Raw genomic sequence first — 16680 nt, 5'->3', positions numbered from 1 at the left:
TCCAGACCGGGCTATGGTATTTTTGCTGATTTCCCGAGGTGGAAACGATGGACGTCTTCCAGACCATGCGTTTTTTCACGGTGGTCGCTCAAAGCGGCAGCTTTACCGGGGCCGCCGAGATCCTGAACAGCACCACCGCCAACGTCTCCAAAGCCGTCTCCAGCCTGGAGGCCAGGCTGCAAACCCGCTTGATCAACCGGACGACCCGGCGCCTGGCACTCACCGAAGCCGGTGTGCGTTATTTGCAGCGCTGCGAGAAAATCCTCGATGAGGTGCGTGAAGCGGAAGAGGAAGCCGGTACCGCTCAAGTCATGCCGGCCGGCAGGCTGAAGATTCACGCCATGTCGGCCATCGGCAATCACTATGTGATCCAGGCCATTGCCATGTATCGAGAGACCCATCCCTCGGTGATGTTTGATCTGGTCCTGACCAATCGGCTGCCTGACTTGCTGGAGGAGGGCTATGACATGTCGATTGTGCTGGCGCGGGATTTGCCCGATTCAGGTTTTGTCGCCCAGCGGCTCGGTAGCACCTACAGTATTCTGTGTGCGTCGCCCGCCTACCTTGAAAAACGCGGGCATCCCGAGTCTCCGGGGGATCTTTGTTCACACGACTGCCTGAGAATCGTGAACACGGTGATGCCGGCTGAAAACTGGATATTCGAAGGGCCCGAAGGCCTGGAGAGCGTCACGACACCCTTGTCTCCCTTGCACATCAATACCGCCGACGGCATGACCGTTGCGATAAAAAGCGGAATGGGGATCGGGATACAGCCGATTGCTTCGGCTGTCGAGGGACTGAGGAACGGAACATTGGTGCGGGTACTGCCCAACCATCATCTTGAAGAGTTGAATCTGTTTGCAATCTATCCCTCGCGAAAGTTCGTCGATGCCAAGATAAAAACCTGGGTCGAGTTTCTCAAAGGCGCGATTCCGGAGTTGTTGGCATCCAATAAGGAAATTGTCGGTTCACAATAACGATAATGGCTTTTTCATCTGGCCGTGCGGGGAAGGAGTGTCGACCCTCCATCGTCCACAAAGGCACTCAGCCGTTCGAGCAGCCGCTACCCATGACATCGTATTGCAGGATATGGCGTTGGCCGTGGGAGTCGTCATAGGTCATCTGCACGGGCACCGGCGCGCATTGGTCGGCGGCCTCGGTGATGGCAATGACTTTCTCGATATCGGGTTTTGCTGCAGCGGTGTAAGTTTCAACCGGGAGCTGGCTGGTGGCGGCTGTTGAATAGCCGTCGTCGGCAAATGCCTGCGCCGCTGCACTGCCAAGAATAAGAACCAATGCCATTTTTGCGAAGTTCATGATGTTCACCGTATCGTCTGGAGTTTCGAGTGTTTACCTCGTGAGGGGTTAATGCTTATTGCATTGGCTCACTGGGTAGAGACGATATTAGGTGTTTGTTATTCCCCCATATAGCGGCTCACTGGACAAACACTGTTGCCAGATTCCACATCAATGACCGACTGGAAAAGACAACGGCCCCAAATCAGGGGCCGTTGTCGTTCCGCGAGGTAGTGGCGCCGAGCGGCTTTATTCGGTGGTGCGCTCATGATGGCTGGAGACGAATTGCTTGAAGCGTTCGGTAGGCAAGCCTTCGAACAGTTCCGTCGGCGTGCCCTGGACGTCGATCAAGCCGCCGTGCATGAATACCACCCGGTTTGACACGTGGCGGGCAAAGCCCATTTCGTGAGTGACCACCAGCATGGTGCGACCTTCTTCGGCCAGGGAGCGCATCACCCGCAACACTTCGCCCACCAGTTCAGGGTCAAGGGCCGAGGTCGGCTCGTCGAACAGCATCACCTGAGGGTTCATCGCCAGCGCGCGGGCAATCGCCACGCGCTGTTGCTGACCACCGGACAGGTGCGCCGGGTAATAGTCGCGGCGATCGTACAGGCCGACCTTGTGCAGCAGGGCCTCGGCTTCCTCGACGCACTCGGCACGGGAGCGCTTGAGCACCCGCATCGGGCCTTCAATGACGTTTTGCAGCACGGTCATGTGCGACCACAGGTTGAAGCTCTGGAACACCATGCCCAGGCAGCTGCGCATGCGCTCGACCTGGCGGGCGTTGCTCGGGGTCTGGCGGCCGTCGGCGTGCTGCTTCATTTCGATCATTTCACCATTGACGGTGATGATGCCCTGATCGGGGGTCTCCAGCAGGTTGATGCAGCGCAGGAAGGTACTTTTACCGGATCCACTGGCGCCGAGGATCGAGATCACGTCGCCCTTGTGGGCTTCAAGGGAAATGCCCTTGAGGACATGGGCACTGCCGAAGGACTTCTGAATATTAGTCACCGACAGGGCAGAGGCGGACTGAGTGCTCATGGCAGGCTCCGTATCAAATCAGGAATGGGTAGGCAGCGAAGGGCTGGCTTTTTTGATGGCGTCGACTGGTCGCTCCCGCAAGTGCGGCGAGAGACGATACTCAAGCCAGGCGACTGCACGGACGACCAGGAAATTCAGCACCAGGTAGATCATGGCCGCGCAAATGAACACTTCCATCGTGCGATAGGTGCGCTGGATGATCTGTTGCGCAACGCCCGTCACGTCCCACACCGTCACCAGGCTGGCCAGCGCCGTGGACTTGACCAGCAGAATGGCTTCGGTGGAGTAGGCCGGCAGGGCCTGGCGCAGGGTGACCGGCGCAATGATCCGGCGCAGCAATTCCCACGGCGACATGCCCACGGCCTTGCCGGCCTCGATCTGTCCCTGGGGCACGCTGAGCAGCCCGCCACGAATGATCTCGGCGGTATAACCGGCGGTACACAGGGCCAGTGAAACCACCGCGCAGCCATAGGGCGACTTGAGCAGGACCCAGGCGAAGCTGTCGCGGATGGCCGGGAACTGGCCCAGCCCGTAGTAGATCAGGAACATCTGGATCAGCAGCGGCGTGCCGCGGAACAGCATGATGTAGAAACGCGCCGGGTAGCTGAAGAACCACCAGCGGCTGACCCGCAGGCTGACAATGCCGACGGAGAGGGTCAGGCCGATCACCAATGAGCAGAAAAACAGCGTCAGCGTGGTGGGCAACGCGGCCAACAGCTTGAGCATGGTGTCAGCGAGGAACGGAAAATCGATCATAAGTAGTCCTTCCGACTCTGACTAGACTAGACTGGGCTGCGCTGCTGCGTGCGACGCACGCGAGCCTCGGCCATGTTGAAAAGCCGACCGGAGAGGCCAGTGAGAACCAGGTACACGATGCCCCCGATGATGTAGAACGTGAAATATTGCCGGGTCGATCCGGCCGCGACCTGACTGGCCCGCATCAATTCCACCAGGCCGATCACGGAAATCAGCGCGGAGTCTTTCAAGCTCATTTGCCAGACATTGCCCAGCCCGGGCAGCGCGAAGCGCAGTACCTGGGGGATCAAGATCCGTTTGAAACGCATGGCCCGGCTCATGCCGATGGCCAATCCGGCTTCCAGCTCGCCCTTGGAGACGGCGAGAAAAGCGCCACGGTAGACCTCGGCCTGATAGGAGCCGGAAATCAGCCCGACCGCCAGCGCGCCCACCAGGAAAGGCGGCACGTCGATATAGCCTTCGCCGCCGAACCAGTGGCCCACTGCGGTGACCACACTGGCGCCGCCAAAGTAGAACAGGTAGATCACCAGCAGCTCAGGGATGCCCCTGAACAGAATCGAATACAGGTCCCCGAGCCAGCGCAGGGTGCGCCGCCGGGATAGCTTGGCCGCAGCGACCAGGCTGCCAAATACCGCACCCACCAGCAGCGCCGCCAGGGTCAATACCACGGTCATGCCTGCTGCCTTGAGCAGCGCCATTCCCCAGCCTGAGTCACCAAAACTGAGTAGCTGCAAGAGGTTCATAGAAGGTCCCACTTATGATGAAGGTTCAAGCAACCCGGCAACCGTTACGTTGCCGGGCCATTCAGAATCACTGCTTAGGGGTAAGGTCTGCCTTGAACCACTTCTCGCTCAGTTTCTTGATGGTGCCGTCAGCCATGGCTTCCTTGAGGGCGGCGTCGAACTTGGCTTTGAGCTCCGGGTCTTTCTGACGGAAGCCCAGCGCTTCGCCTTCACCCCAGATCGGGCCTTTGATGACCGGGCCGGTGAAGACCAGCGGTTTGTTCTCTGGCTTGTCCATGACCGAGTTGAAGAAGGTCACGTCATCGAAAGCGACGTCGATACGGCCAGCCAGCAGGTCGAGGATGGCTTCGGCCGAGCTGCCGTACTCGCGAATGGTCGCGACATCCTTGAAGTTCTCATCAATGAACGATGTGTAGATGGTGCCGGAGGCGATACCGATGGTCTTGCCTTTGAGGGCCTTGCGCAGGTCCTCGACGCCAGCGCGGACGGCCTTGGCGTCGGTGCCCAGGGTGATGGCGGCGGCGTCACCGGTCTTGCCCGGCAGCAGATCGGCTTTCAGCGAGACGAAGCTGGCCGGGGTCTGGGCGTAAGGCGTCGAGAAGGCCATGACCTTCTGGCGTTCCTCGTTGATGACGATGGCGTCCATCAGTACGTCGAATTTACCGGCATTGAGGCTGGCGATCATCCCGTCCCAGTTCTGCACCACGACGTTGCACTTGAGCTTCATGCGCGGGCAGATGATATCCATCAACTCCGGTTCGAAGCCGCCGATCTTTCCACCTGGGAGCGTCAGGTTCCAGGGCTCATAGGCGCCCTCGGTGGCGATATTCACCGAGGTCCACTCTTTGGCCTGCAGTGCCGGGGCACAGGCCAGAACCATTGCACTGAGCGCTACAGAACCCAACCAGCTTGATTTCTTCGACATCTTGATAATTTCCTGCCTAATCAATGGAGTGTTGCGAACTGATCCGGCTCAGGCCGAATCTCCAATGCTTGCCTGCGCAACGGTTCTTGTGCAGACAAGACAAAACCATAAACAGCCAACCCGCCAGTCAAGCCGGTTAATTCGCACCCCTGATGGTTTCAGCCTGGCTAGCCGTCCCCTCTCCATGTGCCCCTGATCGATCGATCAAGCCGTGATCATCGGCAGGTTTGTGGCCTTGCTCTTGAGCGTAAACCGGTGCTGTGCACAGATCGTGCTGGCAACTTATACGCACACACATTTACTTGTACATACAAGCATATGCAATCAAGCGGCCAACTTGCCGGGTCGCCATGCAATAAAACCTGGGATTTTGCTGCAGCGCTTGTAGGACAAGGCTTTGCTGGGCGGCGTTTTTTTTCTGGAAGCTTTGCCGAGGAGGTAACGGTTGTTACCTGAGCTGGGAATTGCGCCACGTTGGGGCGCTCGGTGACAGTTTGAGAGATGTTAGTGCGCGATGGGGAACGTTTTGGGGAGGGCTTGTATAGCGAAAAAGGCCGTCCTTCAGCCGTCGAGAGGTAGCCAAAACACCTACCTTGACGGCCAAAGGACGGCCCCGGGGTCAACCTGTTTACTTGAGGTTTTTCTGCACCGTGGCCAGCACCTCACCACTGCGTACCTGCTCGGTAACACTCACCATGTCCAGATAGAAGGCACGATCATGGTCGGCGACCGGTACGCGACTGCGCACCAGGTCGTAAACCGCCTTGGTCACGCTGGAAGCTTTGTGCACGTCATGGAAGTCCAACGCCTGGCAACCCACCAGCAGTTCAATCGCCAGCACCGACTCGAGCTTTTCGGAAACCTTGTAGGCCTTGATCGCCGCGTTGTACGCCAGGCTGACCAGGTCCTCCTGGTTGGCGCAGGTCGAGAAACTGTCGACCGTGGAGGGGAATGACAGCGCCTTCATTTCCGCATACAGGCCCGCCGCGGTGTATTGCAGGATCATATAGCCGCTGTTGAGTCCCGGGTTGCGCACCAGGAAGGCCGGCATTTCGCTGAAGTGCGAGTTGACCATACGGTCGATGCGGCGTTCGGAAATCTTCGCCAGGCTGGCCAGCGCCACGCACAGCGAATCCGCCGACATGCCGATATAGCTGCCGTCGAAGTTGGCGCCGGAAATGGCAATGCCGTCACCGTCCTCCAGCGGGTAGATGATCGGGTTGTCGCCCGAGGAGTGGATTTCGTTCTGGATATTTTCCCGGGCGTGCTCGATAAAGCGTTTCGACGCACCATGCACCTGGGGAATGGCCCGCAGGCTGTAGGCGTCCTGCAACCGGTAGTCGATGTTTTCGGCGATCAGTTGGCTGTCGTGCAGCATCGCCTTGATATCCCTGGCGGTTTGCGCCTGCTCCTTGTGGGCCTTGATCGAGTGGTAACGCGGATCGAAGGCCCGAATCGTGCCCTTCAGTGCTTCCAGCGAAAGGGCGGCGGCGACGTCGGCCAGGGCGGCGCTCTGCATGGAATTGTAGAGGGCCAGAATCGCGATGGCGGTCACCGACATGGTGCCGTTGAGCATGGCCAGGCCTTCCTTGCACTGCAGGTCCGTCGGTTGCAGGCCGACCTGTTGCAGGGCGGTGGCGCCATCCACCCACTCGCCGCCATTGACCCGGGCCTTGCCCTCGCCGAGCAGGACCAGGGCTAGGTGCCCTTCGACGGCCAGATAACCCACCGACCCCTCGCCGGGCGCAAACGGCACGACGTCATGGTTGAGCAGGCCGGCAATCAGCTCCAGCAACTCCAGGCGTACCCCGGAAAAGCCTTTGCCCAGGCTGATCAATACCATCAACTGGATGGCCCGAACCTGTTCACGCTTGAGCGGCTCGCCGACGGCGACGGCATGGGAGCGCACGATATTGACCTGAAGCTCCTTGGCATTCTGTGGCGAAATCACATGTCGGACGTTGTCGCCGAAGCCGGTGGTCACCCCATAGACCAGGCGATTTTCATCGAGGAAACGCTCGACCAGACCCCGGGACCGGTTCACGCGGTGCTTGTAGGTCTCGGAAAACGACACCTTGGCGGAGTAACGGGCTACCGCGACGAACTCTTCGATGGAAGGTTCCCTGTCGCCAAGCACGACCTGAGTGATCTGCTGAGGATGAGCTGTCATTGCGAACTCCCGAGAAACGAAATGATTGAGGACCCGGCCCGGCCGGGCCATCGCTCGATTGAGCGTGGGAGAAGGCTAAAGCGATCTGTCGATGAAGAAAATATGGCAATTTCTGTTAGTTTTAATAGAATTTCTAAACTTAAAATGCCTTCGAGAGCTTTGTACCGCCATGAGCCGTCTACCGCCTTTACGAGCCCTCCAGGTGTTTGAAACCGTCGGTCACTGCGGCGGTATCTCCCAAGCGGCCAAACGCTTGAACCTCTCCGTGGGCGCGGTGAGCCAGCAGATGAAGTTGCTGGAGGAGGCGCTGGGCATGAGCCTGACGGTCAAGGAGGGACAGCGCCTGCGGCTGAACGCCATTGGCCTGCGTTTTCATGGGCGCTGTTCCACGGCCTTTGAAGAGTTGAGGGCCGCCGTTTCCGAAGTCGAGCGTTCGAAAAATCCCAACAATCTGTATGTCAGTGGCCTGCCTTCACTCATGACCCGGTGGTTGGCGCCCCTGACCTACGAATGGCAGCATGAGCATGGCGACCTCGACATCTATCTGGACAGCACGCTGGCGGATACCTCGGAGGAGGAAAACGCCGATTTTCGGATCGGTTATGGCGAGCCAGGCCAATATGCCGAGCACAGCGTCGTGCTGTTTCGCGATTGTGTGGTGCCGGCCTGCTCACCGAAGCTGTTGAGCCTTGCGGGCTATCCGGGCCGGGTGGAGCAGGCCGCTGACCTGCTCCAATACCCGCTGATCCGTATCGATTCGCGGCCGAAATTCGACTCGCCGCCCTCATGGGCCGAATGGTTCGAGCACGAAGGTGTGGCGGTCGAGCAGGCGATTGTCATCCGTCGCAGTTTTTCTTCGTCGAGCATGGCGATTCAAGCCGCCATCGATCACCAGGGGGTGGTGCTGGCGCAGTTTTCGATGATTTCCCGCGATATTGATGAAGGGCGCCTGGTCATTCCCTGGGGCCGCGCCATGCCGCTGCCTTCGCCGTATTACCTGAGCTGGCACCCCAACACCCTGCAGAAATCCCAATGCCGGGCCTTTCAGCGCTGGTTGATTGGCCGGGGCAGGGCACAAGAGGAAATTACCGCTGGCTTGATCGCTACCCTCTGAGTGAGCCAAAACCACGTATCGTGAATGTTGCGCGGGGGAGCCTTCGGCACGTCGACTGCCACCGGTGAAATGCTCGCCAGCGTTGCCGAACACACCGGGGTCATCAAACTGCTCGGCGCTGCCTTGCTGAGGTCCGTGGCTCCACGGCAACGTTGTTATCAGCACTGGAGCCTGATCTGTTTCAGCGACCGGTTGATACGCACACAATCAAAGGTCGTCGGATCAAAGTCGTTATCGCCGAACCACTCCAGTACGCTCTCATGCTCGGGGTGGCCGGCGTCATGCAGGGCCGTCAGGAACTCGTCATAGCCCAGCATGCCGCCGATATCCTCGGGGGGCCGGGCGTTGGCTCCGTCGATGCAGTAGGGCAGTTGCGGGCAAACGTCGGCGGGGATGATTTTTTCCAGCCGGATCAAGTGCTCCCAGCCATCCCTGAAATCGTAGACATAACGGAAGGTGCGGTTCCCCCGCAGGGCGCTGATCAGTGTCGTGTGTTTCTCCGCAACGATCGGAGGTTTCCAGCCGGTGCTGGAGTCGGAAACACCGTAGCTGTCACCGGCGATTTCAAATTCGTGCAGGTGTGTGTCCGTCCAGCCCATCGTCGCCTGGATAACCTGGTGCAGGTTGCCCAGGGTGATGCTTTCGGGGACCGCCACCTGGCGCCAGATCGTGGGGGTTATCCACTTCAACTCAATGCGTAGAATCAGCACTCGGTCGGTTTTGGGTGTCGGCAGTTGGGCAATCTGGGTCATGGGTCAGGCAGCCTCTCGAGGGTCAATGGACAAGGAGCGAGATCAGGGATCGCTCTGGGCTTCATCGGTCATCCACTTCAAGTGTTCAGTCTCTGGAGGGGCTGTTGTAGGAACTTGATTGATGGACGCCATACTAACGATGGTAGCGACGTTGTTCATCGGCGAAAATCAGACTGCAAGGACAAGTTTGGTATGAATCGGCCTACAGTAATAGGGTTGTATTTAAACGTTGCGGGCTGGGCGACCCCATTCAGTCTTATCGGGTTGTCAGCGTTTCGAGTGTTTTTTGCAGCTTGTTGATATCCATTGGCTTTTGTATGCATTCATTGAAGATGGATGCCTGGTATTTTCTTCGAACTTCCTCCAGTGGGTTGGCGGTAATGGCTATGATGGGGGTGGTCTGCGGATCAAACCCTTGCTGGCGAATCTTCATGGCGGTTTCAATGCCGTCCATTCCGGGCATTTGAATATCCATCAGGATGGCGTCATAGGATTTGCACAGCATGCCCAGGGCTTCATATCCATTACTGGCTATGTTGACGCTGCAATTAAGGCTTTTCAGGATCCTGCAGTGAAAATCGCGTACTCGCTCATCATCGTCGACGATCAAGATGGAGAGCCAGGTGCTCGGCTTGGATGGGCTGTCGGTAGAGGTGGTTTCCTTGGCTTGCTCCGCAATGCATTGAAAAAATTTAAGCATATCGGCACCTGACAGCTCAAGGTCGGAGCAACTTCTTTCGAAATGGGCCATAAACTGTTTCATTTGTTCCAAGGTCATGCTGTCCGCCTTCCTGGCTCCGGACTTGAGCTTCCAGAAGGTCTCCATGATGTCAGTCAATGGCTCAAACAAATGACGGCTGAGGGTTTGCTTGCTGATCGGGAGCCTGATGCTGTTCGGATGTGTATTTTGGCACATAGAAGCTCCCTCTGTTCCCCGGGGCGATTTGCTTTGTGATTCGGTTTGAAATTTATAAAACGAATGGACTTGTCCTTCAATAGGGGGATATATCGTTTGTTGCTGATGTTTTTGTAGGCCGAATCTTGTTGGTGTGTAGGGTGGAGGATCGTTTTGCGCTGCCAGGTTGATTTTTTGGTGTGTCCATTGCCAAGTTAGGCAAAGTATGTAGAAAATTGATTGAATCAAGGACTGAAGGTTCACCTCATGCAGATTGATAAAACGTGGCATCTGGCTACCACTGATGGTGAAGTGAGTTGGACTGAGTTCGAATTGCAGCTTTGGAGGGCGTTTAATGCCTTCAAACGTTGGCAGTTGGAGTGCGAAAAGATGGCCAACGATAATAAAATGTCAGTTGATGAGCTTGCGGTGCTTCACGTTATTCGGATGAATGATCGACCTAAAACCATTGCGGAGGTGGGGCAGCTGTTGAATCGCTCTGATTATTTTAATATCAACTACAGTGTTACAAGGCTCAGCGAACGAGGGTTGGTGAAAAAATATCAACCGTTCAAGAATAGACCGGTGCAGCTCAGCGTTACCGAGGAAGGTCGCAGGAATACGGAAAAATATACAGAGGCACGCAAAAATATACTGTTCGGGGAGTTTTCACGCGAAATCAGCGGTATCAACCTCAAGGAGGTTGTCCTTGGACTCAGACAAATCAAGGGTGTGTATGAAGAAGCTCATCGGGCGGCTTCGACTTATAGGTCTGTCACTACGGATTCTGGTTGAACTCAATTTGAGTTCTCGAGGGGCGTTTTTACGATGAAGAGCACCTGTTCAAGCGGCTGGATGATCGGGCATGTGTGAGCGACCACACTCCGTGACGGGAGAGTGATTCCTGGCGCATTGAGTGTGTGCGTTGCTCAGCTCGGCCCTTCCGCACGCGCAACCTCGCTGCGCAGGGCATTGGCCAACTCTTCGCAGCATCGGTAATAGGTGCGCTCGGCGATCTTGACGGCTTTGAACCCTTCTTCCAGCGTGTCTTTGGGCGACTTGCTCAAGGCCGCGACCGTCGTGCGCCATGCCGCGCGGGCGTTGTCTGCTTCGATCAGATGGGGCTTCAAGAGAGCTACGTCAATCATCGTCATGGAGGGTGATTCCTGTCTCTGGTTTTTTCTACGGCAGGCCGGCGACCGAATGCCCACCACCCCTGTCTTTTTCTTCGCTCAGCTTAGGGGGCAGCGAATGAACTGTCGAATCTTCGCGCGCGCCTGACCACCCACCTGTCATCCTGTCAATACCGGGCTTTGCCGACGATCAGGCATACTCTGCGCCGTCGAGATGAAAAGGATCAAACCATGTTGTTGAGTAAACGCGAGCAGGCGCAGATCGAGCGTCGCCTGGTTGCCGCCCTGACCGAGGCCTGCGAGACGGCGAAGGCCAGGATCGTCGGGTTTGCCTGGCTGACCCACGAGGTGGACTTCGCGCACTTTCCCGCCAGCCTGCGGGTGACCTGGGTTTTCGACACCCGGGCCAACCGTGACCAGGCGATGTCCGGCGAGTCGGCCCAGATGCTTGAACTGACCGCCGAAGCCCTGCGCGAAGCGGACGTTGAGGTCAAGCAGGTCGCGGCTCATCTGGCGTTCGACAGCGAGGAGCACTGCCAGCAGGTGAGCGCCGGTAACTGGCAACAGCACCTTGCCCGCACTCCACGCCCGGGACGCCACTGAATCATGGCCAAGGACATCGACAATCCCTGTATTTCCGTGTGCCAGCTCAACAGCGAGATGTGCCTGAGCTGTGGCCGCTCCAAGGAAGAGATCAAGCAGTGGAAGCGCATGAAGCGCCCGGAAAAAATGGCCGCGGTGCAACGTGCGACGCTACGTCTGAAAAGCCTGCAGAAAAAGAAGCGTTAATCCGCGTCAAAGTCCGTGGAACGGGTCAGCGCCTCCCAGGCGTCGAGTTCCGCGGCATAGCTGGCGAGCTTTTCCCGAACCAGCGTGAGCGCGTCACTGCCCAGCAGCAGATGAGCCGGCGGCTGGTCGCTGGCGATCAGGCTGAGCATGGCCCTGGCCGCGTTGACGGGATCGCCCAGCTGTTTGCCGCTCTTGGCTTCGCGGGCCGTCCGGATGGGATCGAACAGGGCGTCATAGTCGGCGATGCTGCGCGGCGAACGGACCATGGAGCGGCCCGCCCAGTCGGTACGAAACGATCCCGGGGCCACGGCGGTGACGGCGATATTGAATGGCTTGAGTTCCTTGCCCAACGCTTCGGAGATCCCTTCCAGGGCGAATTTGCTGCCGCAGTAGTCAGTGATGCCGGGCATTGTGATGAACCCGCCCATGGAGGTGATATTGATGATATGGCCGCGACGACGCTGACGCAGATAAGGCAGCAGTGCCTTGGTCACGGCCACGGCGCCAAAGACATTGACCTCGAACTGCTGTCGTATTTCCTCGAGTGATGATTCTTCGAAGATCCCTTCGTGACCATAACCTGCGTTATTGACCAGGACATCGATCGGTCCCAGGGAGGACTCCATCTCGGCTACCGCCGCGTCGATCCGCCCGAAATCGGTGACATCGAGCAGGCGCCCGAAGGCTTGTGAAGGGCTCAGGACCTCAAAGGCCTGCCTGGCCGGTTCGTTGCGCACCGTACCGATCACGCGATGGCCGGCGGCAATCGCCTCCAGGGCGAGTGCTCGCCCGAAGCCGCTGCTGACGCCGGTGACAAGCAGGGTTTTGACTGACGACATGCTGATTTCTCTCATGGCAAGGGGATGGAGTCGACAACGGGATGTTCCGCTGTACGAATGCCGCAACTTTAGTCCTCGTGCGCCGCGAGGGAGAGCTCGCTTCCTCTGAATGTCTAGCCTATTCCTATGAGCGGTCTGTTATTCCGGGCCGGCCTTGAGCACAATCGACGACAGGGTCAGTGAGGACGGGGAATCAGGTGAACGGCGAGACGTGGGACCCCAGCGACGTGCGCAAGCGCATGATTGCGCTGATGGACAAGCTGACACCCCGGGAAGGCTACAACCTTACGGTGTTGCCGCAGGTGCGTTTCCTGCGTTCCAATCGGCCGCTGAGCCTGACCCCGGTGTTTTACCAACCCGGTATCGTCATTGTCTGTCAGGGCAGCAAGCGCGGTTTCTTCGGCGACCAGGTCTACCTCTACGATGAACAGCACTACCTGGCCGTTTCAGTCCCGGTGCCGTTCACCATGCAAACCCAGGCCACCGAACAGGCGCCGCTGCTCGCCATCTACCTGTATCTGGATTTCAATGTTGTCGCGGATCTGATCCTGCAAATCGACCAGCTGGGTGGCGTCGCGGCGTCCAAGCCCCAGGGCATGTTCTCGACCCCCATGGACCGGGCGATGAGCGAATCGGTCCTGCGTTTTGTCGAGGTCATGGACCGGCCTCTGGAGGCGGAGATCCTCGGCCCTTCACTGGTTCGTGAAATCTACTTTCGGGCGTTGACGGGGGAGCAGGGCGGCGCCATGCGCGCGGCACTCACCCAACAAGGCCGGTTCGGCAAGATAGCCAGGGCCATTCGCCGGATTCACGGGGCCTTCAGCCAACCGCTGAGCGTGGAGCAATTGGCCGCTGAAGCGGGCATGAGCGTTCCTTCGTTCCATGGTCATTTCAAGTCGGTGACCCAGACTTCACCGCTGCAATACCTCAAGTCGATCCGGCTGCACCAGGCACGGCTGCTGATGGTCAGGAACGAGGTGAGCGCCGCCAGCGCTGCTTTGGAAGTGGGTTACGAAAGCGCTTCGCAATTTGGCCGTGAGTTCAAGCGGCTGTTCGGCAACAGCCCGGTTGAGGAGGTCAAGCGCATGAAGGCCAGTTTCGTGGTGCCGCCGCCGGGGTGGCCTGCCAGCGCAGGCCCGGCAATGAACCGACAATAAACCCCCGCCCGTCGCCCCGCGTGGGCCTTTCAACACGACTCCGTTACCTGAACTATGTTGTTAATAACCATGCCTGCACCTTGCGGCCTGGGGGACGAGTGGCTCTTGGCGTTCAAGCAATCTGCGGCGTCAGTTCGAGGCGACCGATGGTCTCAGTGATTGCCCAGGTACACCGATAGTCTTGGAATAACACGGCAAAAGGGATTCTTGCAGTCATGTTCAATACTCATCTGAAGAAGAGATTAGAGAGCAAAGAAGAAGAGCTTTTCAAGTTGCACCAGTTGTTCCATGGCATGACGGCGGAAATGGTTTCACTGGTGCTCGACCCGCAGTTCCGCGTCATCGACTTCAATCAACGCTTTCTCGACCTGCTGGGGTATACCGCCGAGCAGGTGCGGGATCGACCGTTGGAGCAGATCGTTCCGGCCTATGTCAAAACCCTGGACTGTTACCGTAACCTCAAGGCTGCGGTGGCCAAGGGCGAGTCGGTCAGCGACAACTACCGTTTCCTGCGCGCCGATGGCACCCTGGCCTGGTTGCAGGGCAGTTGGCAGCCGGTCCGGAACGAGAAGGGCGAGTTGTTGCACATCCGGTGTTTCGCTCGCGATGTCAGCCAGACCGTCGAGACCATGAAGGAGAACGAGGCCTTTATTCGGGCACTGCTGCGTTCCACGGCGGTGATCGAGTTCAATCTCAAGGGCGAAGTGATTACCGCCAATGACCAGTTCCTGCGGGCCATGGGCTACTCGCTGGCGCAGATCGTCGGCAAGCATCACCGTATTTTCTGTTCTCCCGAAGAGGTCGCTTCGAATCAGTACCAGGCCTTTTGGGCGACCCTCAATCGTGGGGAGTTCGTCGCGGATCGGTTCAGGCGCATCGACAGCCAGGGGCGCGATGTCTGGTTGGAGGCCACTTATAACCCGGTCCATGATGCCCAGGGCCAACTCTACAAAGTGGTCAAGTTCGCCAGCCTGGTGACCGACCAGGTGGAGCGCGAGAAAGAGGTCAGCGAGGCGGCGGGGATTGCCTACGACATCTCTTTGCAGACCGATACGACCGCGCAGCGCGGGGCCACGGTGGTCAAGGACACGGTGATGACCATGCAGGCCATTTCCGAGGAAATGCAGTCGGCGTCGGAGGGCATCGAGGCGTTGGGCAAGCAGTCGATGCTGATTACCTCGATGGTCCAGACCATTGGCGGGATTGCCGCGCAAACCAACCTGCTGGCGCTCAATGCCGCCATCGAGGCGGCCCGGGCCGGGGAGCAGGGGCGGGGTTTCGCGGTGGTGGCCGACGAGGTCCGGCAACTGGCGGGGCGCACCAGCGCCGCCACCGAGGAAATCGTCACCCTGGTCCAGCAGAACCAGAAGCTGGTGGACGAGGCGGTGCGGGACGTGTCCACCAGCCGGCACAAGGCCGAGCAGGGCGTGTCCCTGGCCAACCAGGCCGGTGAGGTGATCATCGAGATCCAGGATGGGGCCAAGCAGGTGGTGGGCGCGGTGGGGCGGTTTGCCAATCAGCTGAAGTAAGTGGCAGATTGGAATGGGATCGGGCGGCCAGGGGATTTCCTGATCCGCCCGAGTGTTCTGGTTGTCGGATGTTAAATCCGGGTTTCAAGTGCGAGCATCAGAAGCGAGTCCACCGTCGCCTTGGCCATTTCCACTGACTGCATGACAGTCAAAAGTTGATGGTGAGCTGTTTCGTGATTGCCCAGGTTGATGTTGTCGGCAGTATCTTCGGCGGTTTCAAGTATCTGCGAAACGTTAGCCAGCACGTTCAGTAGGCCGATGTCTTCGCGAATCGCCAATAGCGAGGGGATCTGAGAGTGGGCTGTTTCAAAGGGTATTGGCGGGTGTGCTTCGGCAGTACCTGAACGCAGTGTTTCATTGGCCGATGGTTCTGAATCCAGCCGTGAAAAAATGGCGTTGATGCTTTGGCGAATGAAAGTTGCTTTATCTTCGCCAGTAGGATTAGTCGGAAGGTGGGGCGGATCAGGCGTAATTTTCTTCATCGTCTGTGCAGCTCCTATATCGATGGACTGCCAACTGATTGCTGTCAAACAAACGAGGGTGGCAGTTGTGTGCGGGTTGACAGACCGGAGATATAGGAACCCGGCGCACCCGAGGATGCCCCGCACACAGCCGCCATATTACTCAATCGCAGACGTAAAAAAACACCTGCATTCGTAGTCGGATCGCTGGATGCGCCTATATCTTCACGTCGGTCTGTCAAAACCGGTCGCCGATTTTGCGGCGACCCTGAAACGTTATCGACGTGGGCAAGTCGTCTCAAGCCGAGACTTCTCATAGATATGTAGGCTTTGTCGGGGAGTCAGGTAAGGGGCATCTCAGCCCGCTGTGTGAGTGGCAAGAGCCGTCTGATACCCAGGCGGCACCCACTCTAGAACACCGACTGCAGCGCCAATATCGCCAGGTAGATCAGGGCCGCTCCGCACAGACCATGACTGAGCCGCTGCCAATTCGGGGACGCGGCCTGCCTGAGGACGTTGACCAGGGCGGCGATGACAAAGCAGCAGGCCACCGAAGCGAACATGAAGCCGGCAAAGAACATCAGGGTTTGCCCGTGGCTCGGGGTCTGGCCGACGATGCCGGAGAGGGCGCTGCCCAGCGCGCCCCAGTAGACGACATTTTTCGGGTTGGCGATGGAAATGGTCGCGCCGACCATCAGGGCGTTTGTCCCCGGCCGTTCGGTCGCGCTTTCGGCCTCGGGCAGTTGCCAGGCATCCTTCAGGCTGCGGATACCCAGCCACGCCAGATAGGCCGCGCAGGCGCTTGTGAGCGGAATCCGTACCTGCTCGTGTTCCAGCAGCAGCGAAAGCCCCGTCAGCCCGATCACCGCCCAGAGCGCGTCCCCCACCAACGAGCCGATTTGCACCAGCAGCGCTGGCTTGAAACCATGAAGCAAGCCGCGGCGCAAGGTTTCCGCCAGGACAGCCCCCGGCGACAGGCAGAACACCACGCCGAAGATCAGCGCGGAGAAGAAGATCGTGAGCATGCAGGCCTCCAATAACCGTTTGGCGGCATTGTCGACGCAGACCTGAAAACGATCT

General features: G+C 58.4%; 19 protein-coding genes and 1 pseudogene. 8 read left to right on the top strand and 12 right to left on the bottom strand.

Annotated elements, in window-relative coordinates; genetic code table 11:
• The first annotated feature begins 47 nt into the window (after window positions 1–47).
• On the top strand, window positions 48–977 hold the full coding sequence (locus HX830_RS26120) for a LysR family transcriptional regulator (protein WP_177103514.1): 930 nt from the start codon (window positions 48–50) through the stop codon (window positions 975–977).
• Window positions 978–1044: 67 nt separating this feature from the next.
• Here HX830_RS26120 and HX830_RS26115 read toward each other — a convergent pair whose 3' ends face one another.
• The 6 genes from HX830_RS26115 to HX830_RS26090 form a co-directional block, all read right to left on the bottom strand.
• On the bottom strand, window positions 1045–1317 hold the full coding sequence (locus HX830_RS26115; RefSeq protein WP_103494992.1) for a DUF2790 domain-containing protein: 273 nt from the start codon (window positions 1315–1317) through the stop codon (window positions 1045–1047).
• A 228-nt stretch (window positions 1318–1545) separates the two neighbouring features.
• On the bottom strand, window positions 1546–2337 hold the full coding sequence (locus HX830_RS26110) for an ABC transporter ATP-binding protein (RefSeq protein ID WP_152737459.1): 792 nt from the start codon (window positions 2335–2337) through the stop codon (window positions 1546–1548).
• Window positions 2338–2355: 18 nt separating this feature from the next.
• Window positions 2356–3093 (bottom strand): ABC transporter permease, encoded by a 738-nt coding sequence (locus tag HX830_RS26105; protein ID WP_103494990.1) that lies wholly within the window; start codon window positions 3091–3093, stop codon window positions 2356–2358.
• 26 nt (window positions 3094–3119) lie between these two features.
• Window positions 3120–3836, bottom strand: a complete 717-nt coding sequence (locus tag HX830_RS26100; protein WP_152737461.1) for an ABC transporter permease — start codon at window positions 3834–3836, stop codon at window positions 3120–3122.
• A 67-nt stretch (window positions 3837–3903) separates the two neighbouring features.
• Window positions 3904–4668 carry a transporter substrate-binding domain-containing protein gene (locus HX830_RS26095; protein ID WP_371317548.1) on the bottom strand — a complete coding sequence of 255 codons (765 nt, stop codon included), beginning with the start codon at window positions 4666–4668 and terminating at the stop codon, window positions 3904–3906.
• A gap of 721 nt (window positions 4669–5389) precedes the next feature.
• Entirely contained in the window at window positions 5390–6931 is a 1542-nt protein-coding gene (locus HX830_RS26090; RefSeq protein WP_177103510.1) for an HAL/PAL/TAL family ammonia-lyase, read from the bottom strand.
• A gap of 169 nt (window positions 6932–7100) precedes the next feature.
• Here HX830_RS26090 and HX830_RS26085 point away from each other — a divergent pair, with 169 nt between their 5' ends.
• Window positions 7101–8045: a LysR substrate-binding domain-containing protein gene (locus tag HX830_RS26085; protein WP_152737463.1), complete on the top strand. Its 945-nt coding sequence runs from the start codon at window positions 7101–7103 to the stop codon at window positions 8043–8045.
• A gap of 158 nt (window positions 8046–8203) precedes the next feature.
• On the opposite strand, the gene HX830_RS26080 is transcribed toward HX830_RS26085, so the two are convergent.
• Both HX830_RS26080 and HX830_RS26075 read right to left on the bottom strand, forming a co-directional pair.
• Entirely contained in the window at window positions 8204–8797 is a 594-nt protein-coding gene (locus tag HX830_RS26080) for a plasmid pRiA4b ORF-3 family protein (RefSeq protein ID WP_152737464.1), read from the bottom strand.
• A gap of 256 nt (window positions 8798–9053) precedes the next feature.
• Complete coding sequence (locus tag HX830_RS26075) at window positions 9054–9983, bottom strand: response regulator (protein WP_152737465.1); 930 nt, start codon at window positions 9981–9983, stop codon at window positions 9054–9056.
• Between HX830_RS26075 and HX830_RS26070 the strand changes: the two genes are divergently transcribed.
• The gene (locus HX830_RS26070) at window positions 9960–10487 is read left to right on the top strand and encodes a winged helix DNA-binding protein (RefSeq protein WP_152737466.1); all 528 of its coding nucleotides are present in this window, start codon (window positions 9960–9962) and stop codon (window positions 10485–10487) included. The two genes, HX830_RS26075 and HX830_RS26070, sit on opposite strands and share 24 nt — an antisense overlap.
• Before the next feature lie 134 nt (window positions 10488–10621).
• On the opposite strand, the gene HX830_RS26065 is transcribed toward HX830_RS26070, so the two are convergent.
• A complete protein-coding gene (locus HX830_RS26065) occupies window positions 10622–10846 on the bottom strand; it encodes a hypothetical protein (RefSeq protein ID WP_152737467.1) in 225 nt (74 codons plus the stop codon).
• A gap of 210 nt (window positions 10847–11056) precedes the next feature.
• Between HX830_RS26065 and HX830_RS26060 the strand changes: the two genes are divergently transcribed.
• Together HX830_RS26060 and HX830_RS26055 are read left to right on the top strand one after the other, a co-directional pair.
• Window positions 11057–11428, top strand: coding sequence for a hypothetical protein (locus HX830_RS26060; protein ID WP_152737468.1), 372 nt, complete (start codon window positions 11057–11059; stop codon window positions 11426–11428).
• Between the two features lie 3 nt (window positions 11429–11431).
• Window positions 11432–11614 (top strand): DUF1289 domain-containing protein, encoded by a 183-nt coding sequence (locus HX830_RS26055; RefSeq protein ID WP_103494981.1) that lies wholly within the window; start codon window positions 11432–11434, stop codon window positions 11612–11614.
• On the opposite strand, the gene HX830_RS26050 is transcribed toward HX830_RS26055, so the two are convergent.
• Window positions 11611–12453, bottom strand: a complete 843-nt coding sequence (locus tag HX830_RS26050) for an oxidoreductase (protein WP_177103508.1) — start codon at window positions 12451–12453, stop codon at window positions 11611–11613. The genes HX830_RS26055 and HX830_RS26050 overlap by 4 nt on opposite strands.
• A 251-nt stretch (window positions 12454–12704) precedes the next feature.
• On the opposite strand from HX830_RS26050, the gene HX830_RS26045 reads away from it, so the two are divergent.
• The 3 genes and pseudogenes from HX830_RS26045 to HX830_RS32625 all read left to right on the top strand — a co-directional run bounded on the left by HX830_RS26045 (window position 12705) and on the right by HX830_RS32625 (window position 15139).
• The gene (locus HX830_RS26045) at window positions 12705–13610 is read left to right on the top strand and encodes an AraC family transcriptional regulator (RefSeq protein ID WP_218171403.1); all 906 of its coding nucleotides are present in this window, start codon (window positions 12705–12707) and stop codon (window positions 13608–13610) included.
• Between the two features lie 215 nt (window positions 13611–13825).
• Window positions 13826–14602, top strand: a pseudogene (locus HX830_RS32630) (PAS domain-containing protein); the annotation flags it as partial.
• A 102-nt stretch (window positions 14603–14704) separates the two neighbouring features.
• On the top strand, window positions 14705–15139 hold the full coding sequence (locus HX830_RS32625; RefSeq protein ID WP_371317547.1) for a methyl-accepting chemotaxis protein: 435 nt from the start codon (window positions 14705–14707) through the stop codon (window positions 15137–15139).
• Between the two features lie 71 nt (window positions 15140–15210).
• Here the strand turns inward: HX830_RS32625 and HX830_RS26035 are convergent, their stop codons facing one another.
• On the bottom strand, window positions 15211–15621 hold the full coding sequence (locus HX830_RS26035; protein ID WP_177103506.1) for a hypothetical protein: 411 nt from the start codon (window positions 15619–15621) through the stop codon (window positions 15211–15213).
• Between the two features lie 389 nt (window positions 15622–16010).
• The gene (locus HX830_RS26030) at window positions 16011–16625 is read right to left on the bottom strand and encodes a LysE family transporter (RefSeq protein WP_177103503.1); all 615 of its coding nucleotides are present in this window, start codon (window positions 16623–16625) and stop codon (window positions 16011–16013) included.
• Window positions 16626–16680 lie beyond the last annotated feature (55 nt).

The organism is Pseudomonas gingeri (assembly GCF_013385425.1).
Taxonomy (GTDB): domain Bacteria; phylum Pseudomonadota; class Gammaproteobacteria; order Pseudomonadales; family Pseudomonadaceae; genus Aquipseudomonas; species Aquipseudomonas gingeri_D.
Note: the sequence above shows the minus strand (reverse complement) of the source record. Positions and strands in the feature narration are given on the sequence as shown.

Bases quoted from the DNA above. Each gene is read 5' to 3' on its own strand.
- HX830_RS26120 (WP_177103514.1), top strand. From the start codon at position 48: ATGGACGTCTTCCAGACCATGCGTTTTTTCACGGTGGTCGCTCAAAGC.
- HX830_RS26115 (WP_103494992.1), bottom strand. From the start codon at position 1,317: ATGAACTTCGCAAAAATGGCATTGGTTCTTATTCTTGGCAGTGCAGCG.
- HX830_RS26110 (WP_152737459.1), bottom strand. From the start codon at position 2,337: ATGAGCACTCAGTCCGCCTCTGCCCTGTCGGTGACTAATATTCAGAAG.
- HX830_RS26105 (WP_103494990.1), bottom strand. From the start codon at position 3,093: ATGATCGATTTTCCGTTCCTCGCTGACACCATGCTCAAGCTGTTGGCC.
- HX830_RS26100 (WP_152737461.1), bottom strand. From the start codon at position 3,836: ATGAACCTCTTGCAGCTACTCAGTTTTGGTGACTCAGGCTGGGGAATG.
- HX830_RS26090 (WP_177103510.1), bottom strand. From the start codon at position 6,931: ATGACAGCTCATCCTCAGCAGATCACTCAGGTCGTGCTTGGCGACAGG.
- HX830_RS26085 (WP_152737463.1), top strand. From the start codon at position 7,101: ATGAGCCGTCTACCGCCTTTACGAGCCCTCCAGGTGTTTGAAACCGTC.
- HX830_RS26080 (WP_152737464.1), bottom strand. From the start codon at position 8,797: ATGACCCAGATTGCCCAACTGCCGACACCCAAAACCGACCGAGTGCTG.
- HX830_RS26070 (WP_152737466.1), top strand. From the start codon at position 9,960: ATGCAGATTGATAAAACGTGGCATCTGGCTACCACTGATGGTGAAGTG.
- HX830_RS26075 (WP_152737465.1), bottom strand. From the start codon at position 9,983: ATGCCACGTTTTATCAATCTGCATGAGGTGAACCTTCAGTCCTTGATT.
- HX830_RS26065 (WP_152737467.1), bottom strand. From the start codon at position 10,846: ATGACGATGATTGACGTAGCTCTCTTGAAGCCCCATCTGATCGAAGCA.
- HX830_RS26060 (WP_152737468.1), top strand. From the start codon at position 11,057: ATGTTGTTGAGTAAACGCGAGCAGGCGCAGATCGAGCGTCGCCTGGTT.
- HX830_RS26055 (WP_103494981.1), top strand. From the start codon at position 11,432: ATGGCCAAGGACATCGACAATCCCTGTATTTCCGTGTGCCAGCTCAAC.
- HX830_RS26050 (WP_177103508.1), bottom strand. From the start codon at position 12,453: ATGTCGTCAGTCAAAACCCTGCTTGTCACCGGCGTCAGCAGCGGCTTC.
- HX830_RS26045 (WP_218171403.1), top strand. From the start codon at position 12,705: ATGGACAAGCTGACACCCCGGGAAGGCTACAACCTTACGGTGTTGCCG.
- HX830_RS32625 (WP_371317547.1), top strand. From the start codon at position 14,705: ATGACCATGCAGGCCATTTCCGAGGAAATGCAGTCGGCGTCGGAGGGC.
- HX830_RS26035 (WP_177103506.1), bottom strand. From the start codon at position 15,621: ATGAAGAAAATTACGCCTGATCCGCCCCACCTTCCGACTAATCCTACT.
- HX830_RS26030 (WP_177103503.1), bottom strand. From the start codon at position 16,625: ATGCTCACGATCTTCTTCTCCGCGCTGATCTTCGGCGTGGTGTTCTGC.